Origin of the sequence: Chitinophaga terrae (ex Kim and Jung 2007) (genome assembly GCF_900107795.1) — a bacterium.
GTDB lineage: Bacteria > Bacteroidota > Bacteroidia > Chitinophagales > Chitinophagaceae > Chitinophaga > Chitinophaga terrae.
The window spans coordinates 68,198-83,060 of the sequence record NZ_FNRL01000012.1 but is presented as its reverse complement, the minus strand read 5'-3'; the positions used below and the strand labels follow the sequence as shown (position 1 = coordinate 83,060).

Annotated in this window: 13 protein-coding genes; 4 read left to right on the top strand and 9 right to left on the bottom strand. The window is 46.6% G+C overall.

The window, feature by feature from the left end; translation table 11 throughout:
- The first annotated feature begins 158 nt into the window (after nucleotides 1-158).
- The 3 genes from BLV62_RS14385 (at nucleotide 159) to BLV62_RS14375 (ending at nucleotide 3,469) form a co-directional block, all read left to right on the top strand.
- A complete protein-coding gene (locus BLV62_RS14385) occupies nucleotides 159-1,736 on the top strand; it encodes a Na+/H+ antiporter (RefSeq protein WP_089762657.1) in 1,578 nt (525 codons plus the stop codon).
- A gap of 1 nt (nucleotide 1,737) precedes the next feature.
- Nucleotides 1,738-2,400: an NAD-dependent epimerase/dehydratase family protein gene (locus BLV62_RS14380; RefSeq protein ID WP_089762656.1), complete on the top strand. Its 663-nt coding sequence runs from the start codon at nucleotides 1,738-1,740 to the stop codon at nucleotides 2,398-2,400.
- Nucleotides 2,401-2,650: 250 nt separating this feature from the next.
- Nucleotides 2,651-3,469 (top strand): alpha/beta fold hydrolase, encoded by an 819-nt coding sequence (locus BLV62_RS14375; RefSeq protein ID WP_089762655.1) that lies wholly within the window; start codon nucleotides 2,651-2,653, stop codon nucleotides 3,467-3,469.
- 209 nt (nucleotides 3,470-3,678) lie between these two features.
- Here the strand turns inward: BLV62_RS14375 and BLV62_RS14370 are convergent, their stop codons facing one another.
- The gene (locus BLV62_RS14370) at nucleotides 3,679-4,296 is read right to left on the bottom strand and encodes a sigma-70 family RNA polymerase sigma factor (protein WP_211118328.1); all 618 of its coding nucleotides are present in this window, start codon (nucleotides 4,294-4,296) and stop codon (nucleotides 3,679-3,681) included.
- Between the two features lie 132 nt (nucleotides 4,297-4,428).
- Between BLV62_RS14370 and BLV62_RS14365 the strand changes: the two genes are divergently transcribed.
- Nucleotides 4,429-4,800 carry a hypothetical protein gene (locus BLV62_RS14365; protein ID WP_089762750.1) on the top strand — a complete coding sequence of 124 codons (372 nt, stop codon included), beginning with the start codon at nucleotides 4,429-4,431 and terminating at the stop codon, nucleotides 4,798-4,800.
- Between the two features lie 89 nt (nucleotides 4,801-4,889).
- Here BLV62_RS14365 and BLV62_RS14360 read toward each other — a convergent pair whose 3' ends face one another.
- The 8 genes from BLV62_RS14360 to BLV62_RS14325 all read right to left on the bottom strand — a co-directional run bounded on the left by BLV62_RS14360 (nucleotide 4,890) and on the right by BLV62_RS14325 (nucleotide 14,796).
- Complete coding sequence (locus BLV62_RS14360; protein WP_139170171.1) at nucleotides 4,890-5,483, bottom strand: hypothetical protein; 594 nt, start codon at nucleotides 5,481-5,483, stop codon at nucleotides 4,890-4,892.
- 188 nt (nucleotides 5,484-5,671) lie between these two features.
- Nucleotides 5,672-6,415, bottom strand: coding sequence for an SDR family oxidoreductase (locus tag BLV62_RS14355; RefSeq protein WP_089762652.1), 744 nt, complete (start codon nucleotides 6,413-6,415; stop codon nucleotides 5,672-5,674).
- 52 nt (nucleotides 6,416-6,467) lie between these two features.
- Nucleotides 6,468-7,052: a TetR/AcrR family transcriptional regulator gene (locus BLV62_RS14350; RefSeq protein WP_089762651.1), complete on the bottom strand. Its 585-nt coding sequence runs from the start codon at nucleotides 7,050-7,052 to the stop codon at nucleotides 6,468-6,470.
- A 133-nt stretch (nucleotides 7,053-7,185) separates the two neighbouring features.
- On the bottom strand, nucleotides 7,186-8,619 hold the full coding sequence (locus BLV62_RS14345) for a TolC family protein (RefSeq protein ID WP_089762650.1): 1,434 nt from the start codon (nucleotides 8,617-8,619) through the stop codon (nucleotides 7,186-7,188).
- Between the two features lies 1 nt (nucleotide 8,620).
- Nucleotides 8,621-11,797: an efflux RND transporter permease subunit gene (locus BLV62_RS14340; RefSeq protein ID WP_089762649.1), complete on the bottom strand. Its 3,177-nt coding sequence runs from the start codon at nucleotides 11,795-11,797 to the stop codon at nucleotides 8,621-8,623.
- Between the two features lie 24 nt (nucleotides 11,798-11,821).
- Nucleotides 11,822-12,904 carry an efflux RND transporter periplasmic adaptor subunit gene (locus BLV62_RS14335; protein WP_089762648.1) on the bottom strand — a complete coding sequence of 361 codons (1,083 nt, stop codon included), beginning with the start codon at nucleotides 12,902-12,904 and terminating at the stop codon, nucleotides 11,822-11,824.
- A gap of 162 nt (nucleotides 12,905-13,066) precedes the next feature.
- Nucleotides 13,067-13,309, bottom strand: a complete 243-nt coding sequence (locus BLV62_RS14330; RefSeq protein ID WP_089762647.1) for a hypothetical protein — start codon at nucleotides 13,307-13,309, stop codon at nucleotides 13,067-13,069.
- 380 nt (nucleotides 13,310-13,689) lie between these two features.
- Nucleotides 13,690-14,796, bottom strand: coding sequence for an acyltransferase family protein (locus tag BLV62_RS14325; RefSeq protein WP_225889589.1), 1,107 nt, complete (start codon nucleotides 14,794-14,796; stop codon nucleotides 13,690-13,692).
- Nucleotides 14,797-14,863 lie beyond the last annotated feature (67 nt).

Below are 14,863 nucleotides of genomic sequence, written 5' to 3'. Positions count from 1 at the left end.
CAGGAAGTATTATTTGGTCTTCCAATTGCATCAGCTCCTTTTTCAGAAAAAGCTGTAAATTTCCGGAACGTTCGAGAGTTAACTGATTGTGAGGGCCGGTGGTGTACTGTAAAGGATTGCGACCGGCTCTCCCCGTTCTATAATAATTAAGACCAAATATGCTTGATCACTTTCCGTTTTATTTAGCCCTGATAGTGCTGATCGTTTTGCTGATAATGCTGGGTAACAAGATCAAAGTAGCATATCCCGTGCTGCTGGTATTGGCAGGCCTGCTGCTGAGTTTTATCCCCGGTATCCCTGTCCTGAAGATCGATCCCGAACTGATATTCATTATTTTTCTTCCGCCATTATTGTACGAAGCCGCCTGGGCTAACTCCTGGAAAGAGCTTTGGCATTGGAGAAGGATCATCGGCAGTTTCGCGTTTGTAGTAGTGTTCCTTACAGCCATTTCCGTTGCACTGGTAGCCAACTCGTTTATCCCCGGGTTTTCCCTGGCCCTTGGTTTCCTGCTGGGAGGGATCGTATCGCCTCCTGATGCGGTGAGCGCCAGCGCCATCCTGAAATTTGTGAAAGTACCTAAACGAATGTCGTCTATCCTGGAAGGAGAAAGCCTGCTGAACGACGCTTCCTCGCTTATTATATTCCGCTTCGCAGCAATAGCCGTATCTACCGGGCAGTTTGTAATGCACCAGGCAGCGTTAAGTTTTGTATGGATGGTAGTAGGAGGGGTAGCTATTGGACTGGCTGTGGGATTTGTATTCCTGAAAGCGCATAAATGGCTGCCTACGGATGTGAATATGGATATTATCCTCAGTCTTGTAACGCCATATGCCATGTATATGGTGGCAGAAGAAGTGCATGCCTCCGGTGTTCTGGCAGTGGTGAGCGGCGGGCTTTATCTCTCCAACCAGCGCCACCGGTTCCTGAGCGGCTCGTCGCGGTTGCGGGGGGAGAACGTCTGGCAAAGTGTTGTATTCCTCCTGAACGGGCTGGTGTTTATGCTGATAGGGTTAGACCTGCCGGAAATCACTTCCAGCCTGAAATCTGAAGGTATAGGCTTCTACGAAGCTACAGGTTATGGCTTGCTGATCACGGCGGTGCTGATCGTAGGCAGAATGCTGGCAGGTTACGGAGCCGTAATCGTTACACGTATAGCCAGTTACTTTATTACAGTGGCCGATAATAATCCCGGCACCCGGGCTCCGTTTATCCTTGGGTGGACAGGCATGCGGGGGGTGGTATCCCTGGCAGCGGCTTTGTCTATCCCCCTAACCATCGAAGGCGGAGCGCCCTTTCCTCACAGGAACCTGATATTATATATCACTTTCGTGGTTATCCTTCTTACCCTGGTGGTTCAGGGCTTAACATTACCAATCATTATCCGTAAAATAAAACTACCCGCATTCGACGATCATATGCCGGAAGAGGAAACAGAGAAATTGTTGCGTGAAGAACTGGCAACCGAATCCCTGAACTACCTGGCCGCTAATCACCAGGCGGAACTGGAAAACAGCCATGTATTGAAGAAGCTTTCCACGTACTGGGAAAACCAGTTAAATGCCGAGGAAACAGGAGCGGTGTCCGGGCATATTAAAGCTATATACATCGCCGTGTTGAACAGGCAGCGACAACATCTTATACAAAAGAATAAAAATGAACAGCGTATCGATGAAGAGATCATACGCAAGTTCCTGCACAAAATAGACCTGGAAGAAGAAAAACTAAACGCAGACTAAGATGAAACTAAACGTAATTATCACTGGAGCAACAGGAATGGTTGGTGAAGGAGTGTTGCAGGAATGTATAAAAAATGAACAGGTAGGGAAGATCCTGCTGGTTAACAGGAAACCATCGGGCGTTTCTGATCCGAAGGTAACGGAGCTGTTGCACAGGGACTTTAACGATATTTCTTCCGTGATAGATAAACTAACGGGATACGACGCCTGCTACTTTTGTGCAGGCGTCTCTTCTATCGGCCTGAAAGAAGAGGCTTACTACGCGCTTACCTATACGCTTACACTGAATTTTGCGAAACAGCTGGCCGCAGCCAATCCGGGTATGACCTTTTGTTATGTATCCGGCGCGGGTACCGACAGTACAGAAAAAGGCAGGCTGATGTGGGCAAGGGTTAAAGGTAAAACGGAGAACGCTCTCGTTAAACTGCCGTTTAAGGCTGTATATAATTTCCGACCTGCTTTTATGAAGCCGACCAAAGGAGCTAAAAATGTAAAAGGCGGCTATACCTTACTGGCAGCCATTTATCCTATAGTGAAACTCCTGGCTCCCCGTTATGTGCTGACGCTGGAACAGGTAGGAAAAGCCATGATCAATGTGTCTGTAAGCGGGTATCACAGCACAACGGTGGAAGTGAAGGATATTGCTGTCTTGGCGACTAGGTGATCATTATTTCCTGCCCATAGATTTAACCCATAGTTAATCTCCATAACCCGTCGCTATATCGTATTATTGGTTGTAATACTTAAGCGCCTTTACACTTTATTGGAAAACAGACGAACAAGATTCGCCTGAATCGTGTTACCTATCCGAAGGCTGATTTTTTTACCGCAACATTCCATTCCCATAGCCCGGGCTATAACCATATGACAGGATAGGGCTGATTATTAATAACCAATAACATAAATCGAAACCAATGAGTAAGATCAAAGTAAAAGACGGAACTGAAATTTATTACAAGGATTGGGGAACTGGTCAACCAATCGTATTTCACCATGGCTGGCCGCTATCCGCTGATGATTGGGATGCCCAGCTGATGTTTTTCCTGCAGCAGGGTTTCAGGGTAATTGCCCACGACAGGAGAGGGCATGGAAGATCAAGTCAATCGCCTACCGGTCATAATATGGATACTTATGCAGCTGATGTTGCAGAGCTGACTAATGCGTTGGACCTGAAAGACGCCATACACGTTGGTCACTCAACCGGTGGAGGAGAAGTGATCCGTTATACCGCAAAATATGGCAAAGGCAGGGTGGCCAGGGCAGTATTGATCAGCGCAGTAACACCAATCATGGTACAAAATGAGAGCAACCCCGATGGCGTTCCTATCGCCGTGTTCGACGATATCCGCAATAATACCGCGAAACACCGTTCCCAGTTCTACCAGGATATTACCCTTCCTTTTTACGGGTTTAACAGGGAAGGGGCGAAAGTATCGCAGGGCATCCGCGATAATTGGTGGAGACAAGGTATGATGGGGGCCATCAACGCGCATTACGAATGTGTGAAAGCATTCTCAGAAACAGATTTCAGGGAAGACCTGAAAAGCGTTGATATCCCCGTACTGGTAATGCATGGCGAAGATGACCAGATCGTTCCTTACAACATCGGGGCAAATGCAATGAACTTCCTGAAAAACGGTAAACTCATTTCTTATCCCGGTTTCCCTCATGGCATGCCTACTACCGAAGCAGAAACTATCAACAAGGATCTGTTAGCCTGGATAAGGTCATAAGATCCTCCATTAGAAGAAACAAACTTCTTTTTAAAAGAAACAGGTTGACTAAAAAGAAATGTAGTCAACCTGTTATCATTTATCAGCGTCGGGATTCGGTGACATGGAGACATCTGTTATCCGGTAAAATGACTGTACCTGGCAGTCACATCCGTTGTTAAAAGCCGGTTCCCGTTTAACGGGGATTGGAAACAATAGTGGAGTTAAAATTATTTTGAGATCCCTAACCGGTCGAATACAGCATTTACCATATTGTCGCATTTGGAAAGATGGAAGTTGTAAACATAATTCTTTATGTAAGGAGCCAGGTCTTTCCGCAGCAGGAGTTTAGCGCGGTTAAGGCGAATTTTAAGATTAGATTCTTCAATATTCAGAATGCTGCAGGTGTCACGTACAGACAGGTCTTCAATTGCCCTTAATACAAAAACGAGGCGGTACTTGTCCGGCAGGTTTTCAATCGCCTGCTGGAGGGCATTTCCCAGGTCTTTATTGGCCGATTCGTTTACTACTGTATTCATGTTTATCAGGTTGTAGTCATCGTTGTGAGTTTGCGCCGGCGTATTTTGCCTCTGCTTTTCATAGCATTGATCCAGCATCATCTTTACCAGCCAGGAGCCGAAAGAGGAGCGCTGCTCCAACCTGGGCAGCTGTTCAAAGGCCGTAATAAATGTTGCCTGCATAACTGCCCTGGTTTCACTTTCATCATCTATAACTGACATTCCTATACGATACAGCCGCTGGCTGTATTTACGGATCAATTGCTCATATAGGCGCTTTTCGCCGGCTAAAATGCTGGTAATAAGCGTATCATCGGTTATAGGAATCATTGTCATCTGCGCTTGCTTATTCAATAGATGAAATGATGCTTAAAAGGTTACAGAATTTTGAAAAAAAAGAGTTTAAAATATTTTGTAACCATTTGCGCCGGAGATGCTCTAATGTATATAAAACCAATAATTATGTCCAGTATCAAGCAACTTCAGCAAACCTTAAAGCTAACGTTCGGTATTGTGCCGATCGTGGCGGGGCTCGACAAATTCACCAATTTGCTAACCAATTGGGTGGATTATTTAAATAAGGCACTGATCCCTTTTGATCCGCTGGTATTTATGAAAGTGGTTGGAGTGATTGAGATCATAGCGGGGTTGATCGTACTTGTAAGGCCGCTCATCGGCGCTTATATTGTAATGGCCTGGCTAATCTGCATCGCGCTTCAGCTAATATTGGGCGGGCATTATTTTGATGTGGCGGTAAGGGATCTGGTGATGGCGATTGGTGCATACACATTGGCACAGTTAACAAAAATAGAACAGGGAAGTACAGCCAGGTAACCGGAAATAGTTTTTTGATTAACGCCTTATGAAAACGGAAAGGGCCGTCCATCGCTGGTCGGCCCTTTTATGCTGGCAAGGTTGCCAGGTTAGAAATTGAACAATGTTGCAAATGTGTAAACATCCGGCCTGAAATCGCCCAGTCCTTTCATATAGCTGAATTTAATCTCAATATTATGGGTACGGCGTCCTACCCCGATACGCATACCGGCATTACCAACAGGACCAGTGGTGCCGGAACCGCGATGGTAGTTGAATTCAGCGCTTTCATCATCGGAATAAAACTCTGTTTGGCCTGAATAATAATAAGCATAGCCTCCGCCAACAAAGAATCCCAGGCGTTTATCGGCGTTCCGGGTAGCGCCTTTGCCATAGTTGAAATTCACTATAACCGGTGCATTGAACGAATACCGGATATTGCCTTCTTCTTCGTAGTAAGATCCGTAATGAACATTGTAGCTTCCGCCTAATGCGGCGCTCAGCGGAAGGCCTACTGATAATGACGTGTTTCCATTCTCCAGGAAATTCAGGCGCGGAGAATAAGTAAATCCGAAAGAGGAGGTGGCATCCCTGAATGGCATTTTATCTACCATCACTACCATACCAACACCATGCATAAAACTTTGGGAATAAGAACATAAGCTGGCAATACAGGCCGCGGTTAATAGCAAAAATTTTTTCACAGTACTTTAGTTTAACAAATGATCTGGCGTTTACGATTGCAGGTTTTCTGAAATCAAACGAGGGTGCAAATTACGGGGAGTAAAACAATTCGGCGGGAGAAAATTAAAGCTAGAATAGTTTCAGGGCAGATCAAAAGTATAAAAGATCCCGGAACTACCTGGTAAACAAGCAGTCCCGGGGCGTCTGTTCACCTGTTATTGAAAGCATGCAACGCTTCGGCGGGCGAAGAGAAAAAGAACTGCCGCAGTTGTGCAGTCTGTCCTACATGTATCTCGTAGTTGTTATCCCGGAAGGCGTCCAGCAACGCCTGGGCTACTTCCACAGGCGGTATGCCTCTTTCTTTACCGCCTATTGCTTCGGAGAAATCGGTGTTTACCAATGGCGGCATTAATTCAAACACCTTAATCGTTGACTGATCACCGAGCGATAATCTCAATGCCTGCGTATAAGCATGTAAGGCAGCTTTACTGGCCGAATAGGTTGGTATCGTAATATTCGGTACAAACGCCACGATGGAGGAAACATTCACGATCGCTGCTTCCGGTTGTTGTTTCAATAAAGGCAACAGCTTTTCTGTAAGCCTGATAGGAGCGAGGTAATTGGCGCTGATCTCTGCGGCTGCATTGGAATAAGCGTTGGTTGTATCGTTCAACCGGTAATACGATGCAGCACCGGCATTGTTGATCAGCACACTCAGATCCTTATACTGGTCTTCCAGTATCTGAACCAGCTTCTCTACATCCGCTTCTTTGGTTACATCCGCCTGTATGAAATGTGCATTCGGAATGGCATCGGCTGCCGCGGCGATCCTGTCTGCGTTTCTGCCCACCAGAACTACTTTGTTGTTTTGGGCGCTTAACAACCTGGCAATTTCTAACCCAATACCGGAACCGCCGCCGGTAATAAGTATGGTTTTGTTTTGAATGTTCATTGTTTTTAAATTTTATTCTGTACTAATTAGTACAAAATTTGACAAAAAAAATTTATGATAAAATTTGAAGATTTAAATCGACCAATGCCCGCAAAGCCTTTGGAGATTTTCCCATTCTTTTGGTTACATGTATGCCATTCCAGAAATTGCAGAGATGCAACCCGATTAGTTCCGGATCTGCCGTTGTCTTTAATTGTCCTGCTGCCTGTGCTTTCCTCACAGCGGCAGTAAAGATCTCCTGTAACCTGCCCAGCAGCCTGGCGGCAATTTCCCTGGTACTATTGTCTTTTTCCGATAATTGCACCAAAGCATTGCCCAGGTAGCAACCCCTGTATTTCGTAGCTTTATTGCCTTCAGCAATGGCATAGAAATAACTTTTTATTACATCAATGCCATTAGGCGCATTCGCAATAGCCGTTTCCAGTTTCCCGCTAAACCTGTCTGAAAACTGTTGCAGGGAGCGTTGATACAATTCCTGTTTCCCTCCCTGGAAAGCCAGGTAAAAACTGCCTTTCCCGATGCCCATGGCTGCTAAAAGCTCATCAGCGGAGGTTGCATCGTAACATTTATCCAAAAAGACGCTCGTTGCCTTTTCAACCACCACATTTTCATCAAAGATTTTTGGACGACCTGCCATAATTATTAAGTTTCCATGTCAAAGGTAGATATTGTAATGAATAGTACAAAATTATTTTTTTTACCGGATTTTGCTAAAAAAGAAAAGGAGAGAAAAACTCTCTCCTTCCTTTCAACTAAAACCTATCAACAAATTATTTCCATCCGCCACCCAACTCCCGGTAAATATTCACTACGGCATTCAACTGCTCTTTCTTCGTCTTTATCAGCTCCAGCTTGGAGTCCAGCGCATCGCGCTGGGTCATTAATACCTCGAAATAATCAGCCCTTGCCGACATGAATAGGTCATTCGCAATACTGATAGACCTGTTCAGCGCATCCACCTGTTTCGATTTCAGGTCGTAACTCTTTGCCAGGTTATTGATATTCGAAAGTTGTGTACTTACTTCCAGGTAGGCGTTCAGGATAGTGCGTTCGTAATTATAGATGGCCTGCAACTGGCGGGCGTTCGCATTCCTGAATTCTGCCTTGATGGCATTGCGGTTGATCAGCGGACTAGCAAGGTCGCCGGCAATAGAGTAGAGCAGCGACTCAGGGAACCGGAACAGGTACGACGGCTTGAATGCCTGGAAGCCTACGCCGGCAGTAATACCGAGCGATGGGTAAAACTCCGCTTTCGCTACTTTAACATCCAGCTTCGCTGCCTGCAATTCCAATTCCGCCTTCTTGATATCAGGCCTGTTAGCCAGCAACTGCGAAGGAATACCCGTATTCACCATTTCCGGCAGCAGTTGCAGGAAATTGCTTTTATCTCTCGGGATCTCCTGCGGGAACCTTCCCAACAGGAAATTGATCCTGTTCTCTGTTTCTTTTATCTGTTGCCTGATATCAAACTCCAGGCTCTGTGATTTCAATACTTCCGCCTGGAATTTCTGTACGGCCAGCTCTGTAGCTTTAGTGGCTTCCTTCTGGATCTTTACGATCTCGAGGGCGTTTTGCTGCAGTTCAATACTCTGTTTTACGATCACCAACTGGTTGTCTAAAGCCAGCAGCTCATAGTATGAATTCGCTACTTCTCCGATCAGGTTAGTGATCACAAAGTTTTTCCCTTCTACCGTAGAAAGATATCTCGAGATCGCCGCCTTCTTGGAGTTCCTCAATTTTTTCCAGATATCAGCTTCCCAGTTCGCATAGGCCGCAATGGTAAAGTCGGCCAGTGGATCAGGCACTTCTTTGCCCGGCGTGATCTCTGTAGATGCATCGCCGGCGCCCTGGCTGGTGTATCTTCCTACTTTCTCCAGGCCTGCGCCAACCCTGGCTCCCACGGAAGGCAGCAATGCTCCCTGCCGGTTTTTGATATCGTTCCTTGCAATCTCTATTTCCTGCAAAGTGATCATCAACTCCTGGTTATTCTTCAAAGCGGTATCTATCAGGTCGGCCAGGTTTTTATCTTTAAAGAATTCCCTCCACTGAACAGATGACATATTGGTTGTATCCTGCGCCTGATCAAAGGATCCGGGAACCGATCTGTTTTCTTCCCGTGTCGAGAGCTGGGGGATCCTGCAACTGGCTACTGCCAGGCAAATAACAAATACTCCCAGGTCTCTTGCTATTTTCCGTTTGTTCATTTTAATTTTTTCTTTCTTCGAGTTCTAGTTCTTCCGTTAACGGCAGTTCTTCTTCGTCTTTCACGAATTTGCGTTTCTCGGCTATGCGTCCGAATATGTAGTACAGGCCCGGTATTACGATCACCCCGAACACTGTTCCGAACAGCATCCCGCCTGCTGCAGCCGTACCAATGGTGCGGTTGCCGATCTTACCCGGACCGGTAGCAAGCATCAGCGGGATCAGACCTGCAATGAATGCGAAAGAGGTCATCAAAATAGGACGGAACCTTACTTTGGCTCCTTCCATTGCCGACTCGAGCACCGAGCGGCCCATGCTATGCCGTTGTATGGCAAATTCCACTATCAGAACAGCGTTCTTACCCAGCAAGCCTATCAGCATCACCATCGCTACCTGTGCATAGATGTTGTTTTCCAATCCCAGCAATTTCAGGAGGAAGAAGGCGCCGAAAATACCCGCCGGCAACGACAGGATCACGGACAACGGAAGAATGAAACTTTCGTATTGTGCAGAAAGGATAAGGTATACGAAACCAAGACAGATAAGGAATATATAAATAGCCTGGTTGCCCTGTGCTACCTCGTCTTTGGAAATACCCGCCCAATCGATGCCAAATCCTCTCGGCAACGTTTTCTTTGCCACCTCATTGATCACCTTGATCGCTTCGCCACTGCTGTAGCCCGGCGCCGCGGAACCACTAATCTCCGACGCATTGTACATATTATGCCTGGTGATCTCCGACAACCCGTATACTTTTTCCATTTTCATGAAAGCCGAGAACGGCACCATTTCATCTTTATCATTTTTCACATACAGCTTCAGGATATCTTCCGGCAAAGCCCTGTATTGAGGCGAGGCCTGGATGATCACTTTATACTGGCGGTCGAATTTGATGAAACTGATCTCGTAGTTACTTCCTATCAGGGTCGACAAAGTATTCATCGCATTGTCGATGGTCACCCCTTTCTGTTGTGCAATATCATTATCGACCCGCAACATATACTGTGGGAAACTGGCGCTGTAGAAGCTGAAAACAGATGACAGCTCCTTGCGTTTGCGCAGTTCTTTCACAAAATCGTTGCTGACAGTTTCCATTTTCTTATAGTCGCCCGATCCTGATTTATCCAGCAATCGCAACTCGAAACCGCCTGCTGCTCCGTATCCCGGTACTGCCGGTGGCTGGAAGAATTCAATGTTTGCGCCTTTAATATCTTTCGACTTCTCTTCCAGTTCTTCAATGATCTCCTGTACGGAATGTTTGCGTTCTTCCCAGCTTTTCAGGTTGATCAGGCAGGTACCGGAGTTGGAGCCTGTACCTTCTGTCAGGATCTCGTACCCGGCAAGTGCAGATACCGACTGGATGCCTTCTATACCTTCAGCGATCTTCTGCAGTTTTTCCGCTACCTGGTTGGTTCGTTCCAGCGACGATCCCGGAGGGGTCTGGATAATTGCATAGAACATTCCCTGGTCTTCATTGGGTATAAAACCTGCGGGTACCGTACGGTTAAGGAAGTAAGTGCCGATACAGAAAGCGATCAGCATACCGAAGGTGATCACGCGACGGTTAACGATGGCTCTCAGGATACGCTGGTACCTTCCTGCCATCCGGTTGAAGGAGTTATTGAAACCATCCAGGAATTTATCGACAGGCGTTTTCTTCTTATGCTTGCCATGGTTGTTCTTCAGGATCATGGCGCAAAGTGCAGGCGTGAGCGTTAAAGCCACAATACCTGAAAGGATGATCGCTGTTGCCATGGTAATGGAGAACTGGCGGTAGAAGATACCAACTGGCCCCGACATGAACGCTACCGGAATAAACACGGCCGCCATCAGGAAGGTGATGGCGATGATCGCGCCGGCGATCTCCGACATCGCTTTCTTCGTAGCCTTATACGGTGACAGGTGTTCCGATTCCATTTTCGCATGCACCGCTTCAATCACCACGATGGCATCGTCTACCACCACGCCAATGGCCAGTACAAGGGCAAAGAGGGTGATCAGGTTCAGGGTGATGCCAAAGAACTGCATGAACATGAAAGTACCGATCAACGATACAGGTACCGCCATGGCAGGAATGAGGGTAGAACGCCAGTCGCCCAGGAAGAGGAATACTACCAGCCCCACGAGGATAAACGCTTCCACCAGGGTATGCAATACCTTTTCTATGGAAGCGTCCAGGAATTTGGATACATCGTAGCTGATCTCGTAGTTCATCCCTTTAGGGAAGGAGTTGGCTTTGATCTCTTCCAGTTTGGCTTTCACATTTTTAATAACCTGGCTGGCGTTGCTGCCATAAGATTGTTTCAATACTATCGCGGCAGAAGGACGTCCGTTCAGGTTCGAGTAAATGTCGTACATGGAACTGCCGAATTCTACATCCGCTACGTCTTTCAGTCGCAGTATCTCCCCGTCGGCGCTGGCTCGCAACACTACGTTCTCGTATTGTTCCTTGGAGTTGAAACGACCGGGATATTTCAGTACATATTCAAACGACTGGGATCTTTTACCGGAGCTTTCGCCGGTTTTGCCGGGAGAAGCTTCCAGGCTTTGTTCATCCAGCGCTTTCATCACTTCATCGGCGGAGATCTTGTATGCCAGCATGCGGTCTGGTTTCAGCCAGATCCTCATCGCGTATTCCCTGTTACCAAGGATATCGGCAAATCCGACGCCGTCCACCCTTTTTAATTCTGAAAGGAGATTGATGTCGGCGAAGTTGAAAAGGAATTTCTGATCAGCGTTCGGGTCCGTGCTGTAAAGGTTTACATACATGAGCATGTTCGACTCTTCACGGGTGATCTTTACGCCTTCCCGTACCACCAGCGGCGGAAGTTTGTTCACTACCGACGCTACCCTGTTCTGCACGTTCAGGGAGGCCTGGTTAGGATCGGTGCCCAGGTTGAAGACTACCTGCAGGGAGGCCTCGCCATCGTTACCTGCATCGGAGGTCATGTACTTCATTCCCGGTACCCCGTTGATCGCTCTTTCGAGCGGGATGATCACAGACTTGATCATCAATTCGCCGTTCGCGCCAGGGTATTCTGCCGTCACATTCACCTTAGGAGGCGAAATGGAGGGGAACTGCGTTACAGGAAGCTGGGTTATAGCCAGTCCGCCAAGGAACACTATGATCAGTGATATAACAATGGACAGGACGGGCCTTTGTATAAACTTATTAAACATTGCACTCGCTATTGAATGATTCTGCTATTCCGCTTTTAATTTCAATTGGGAAACCACCTGCTTAGGTTCCAGGTAGTCGTAAGAGATCTTATCATCGTCTTTTGCCCTTTGTACACCTTCCAGTAAAATGCGGTCAGTAGCAGAGAGGCCGTTTTCGACAATATACAGGTCTGGCAGTTCGCCGCCGATGGTAATGTTCCTTGACTTAACCACGTTGTTCTTGTCTATTACAAAAACATATTTTTTATCCTGTATTTCGTAGGTCGCTTTTTGAGGGATGATCAGGGCGTTTTTAAGTGGCATGGTCATTAACACCTTTCCTGTTTCCCCGTTTTTCAGGAGTTTGTCAGGGTTAGGGAACTTGGCGCGGAAAGCGATATTGCCTGTTTCATTATCAAATTCTCCTTCCACTGTTTCTACCTGTCCTTTGTATTGCAGGGGTTTGTTGTTGGCCAGGAGCAGGCTTACCTGGTTGTCGCCCCGCGTTTTCAGGTTGGTCTGGTACTCGAGGTATTCAGGTTCTGATACATTGAAATAAGCATACATCTGGCTGTTGTCGGAGAGGGTGGTAAGCAGTTCGCCTTCTTCCAGCAGGCTGCCTATCTTTTTGGGAAGCCTGTCGATGGTTCCGTCGAACGGCGCCCTGATCTCGGTGAAGGAAAGATGCAGCTTGGCCAGTGCGATTTCTGCTCTTGCCTGGTCTAATTTTACCTGGGCAACGGCCTGTTCGTTCTTGGAAACGATGTTTTTTTCTACCAGCATCTTCGTGTTCTGCAATTCAATTTCTGCAGCTTTGGCCTCGGCTTCCGCTTTGGTCAGCTCGGCCTGGAAGGCGTTTGGCATCAGGCGGAACAGCAACTGACCTGCTTTTACAAACTGGCCCTCATCTACGTAGATGCTTTGGAGATAACCTTTTTCCTGTGACCTGATTTCGATGTTCTTAACAGATCTGATCTGGGAAACATAATCTTTCGTAAAAGAGGTATCTATTACAAGCGGGCTGGTAACAGTATACTTGCTTGCCTCTTCTTTTACTTCTTCTTTCGGCTTGCAGCTGGTATGACATAAGAATGCACACAAGCCTGTGAACATGACGATTCTCTTCATGATATTAATAAATAAGCGATAGGTTGCACTGTAAAGTTGCCCGGAACGGGCAGGTTGGTTTCATCAGCTGGCAGGTGTAACGGGCATGAATATGCCATTTGGCAACGGTGGTTCGTTATAGGAATGCACGAATACGCCTTTGCCCACTGAAACGGGGTCAGATCAGATCCTCAGGGAACTTTGAACGAGATATTTATACGGTAACTGACCCGGAGAGGGAGGCGCTTTCGCATACCTGCCCTGATAACTTAAAACAGTGGAATGGGAGGGAGTACGATGCCGGGGCACCAGTTTATATTTCGAGCTGAAACAGGTATTCGGATCTTCATCTTCTACATCATCGCTGATCAGGCTTTCCATTTCCGGTTCCTGTACATCCCTGATGGATGCAATGTCTTCCAACATACTCAGGAAATTGCGGTGATATGGATTTTCGATGTGCGAATGAGTACGAGAATAGCTGGCTACGTGCTGATACGTACGTAGTGGAAGATGATTATCTCCCTGTATAAAATAGACGCAGAGGTATACAAAAAATATTGCTAGTCTCATTTGGTCGCCAAAGCTAGTAAAACTTTGAAACCGGGAAAAGAGGGGGTAACTTCAAAATGTTTTAATTCATGCGTTTTAACATTCCTGTTAGAAATTAATGACAATCTGATTACTCAGATTTGTGTTATAAGATAAAATGTTTTATTCTTATTATGTTGATAATCAATTTTTTATATTGATGTTGAACTTTCGAAACCTGACTTTTTAATCTTATATTAATTTCTGCTTAAAATTCAACCAGGATTACGTTTACGGCTTAAATACCGCCTTACCGGCGTATCATAAAGTACCATAGCCAGGTAAGCAAATATGACTAAAACTATCACCCCTCCGGTAATAATGACCGATAACTTGGCGCCCCCTGGTTTATATTTATTATAGTAATTCGCGAACGACCAGATCACCATATAATGGGTCATGTATAAAGGATAAGAAAGCTTGCCGGAAAAAGAACAGATCTTCTCCATAACGCCTGATACCTGTGTACCTGCTCCTAACGCTACCAGCAACGGGAAATAAATAACCACAACCAGCAATTCGGCCAGCCAGTTGTATTTAAAATAAGGCATCAGCAAAGCAGCCAGTAATAAAACGGCAAGGCCGGCAAACCCGAGTTTGTTTTTAATGATGATGTTATACCGGAACAACAACATGCCGGCTAGAAAGGAAAACGATACCCGCGCCGCCCCATCCCAGAAACTCTCTTTACTCCATCCGCCCACGACGTTGCCTTTCGTATAAGCCACAAAGGCAATCGCTCCCGTTGCTGCCAGCAGTAAACCGGCCAGCACCCGCCTGTTCGCCTTCCATAACAACAGGCCGTAAAGAAGGTTGGCAACATATTCCCAGAATAACGACCATGACGGCGCATTCAATCCGAACAAATTATAATAGCGGTCGGCCATGACAGGAAACGGGATCATTAAAACGGAAGCCAGGAAAAGGAGCGCGATCCGGCCCGCCGAATAGTCGCCGATCCCTGCGCTGAAAGGATCAAAAAGAAAACCCGCCAATCCAAGCGCCGATCCCAGCACCACCAACGGATGCAACCTGGTGATCCGCGATTTAAAGAACGCCGCTATCCCAAGTTGTTTCATCCTGTTATCGTATGCATAGGCAATCACGAAACCCGACAGGCAAAAGAAGAAATCTACCGCCAGGAAACCATGCCCCAGCACGTTGGTAACAGGATCAGTGTATACCACTTCCATAAAGTGGAATACCACCACTACCAGCGCAGCCACGCCTCTCAGTCCATCCAGTACCTGGAAATGTTGTTTGGTTTTAAATAGCGAGGGATCGACCTGTGGGGCCGTCATTGCTCCTGTTCCTGTGATCATATTTTGGTGCTTGGATAATAGCAGGTAAGATACATTAAAGGCCCTTCTCAGACAAGTGAGCTCTAAT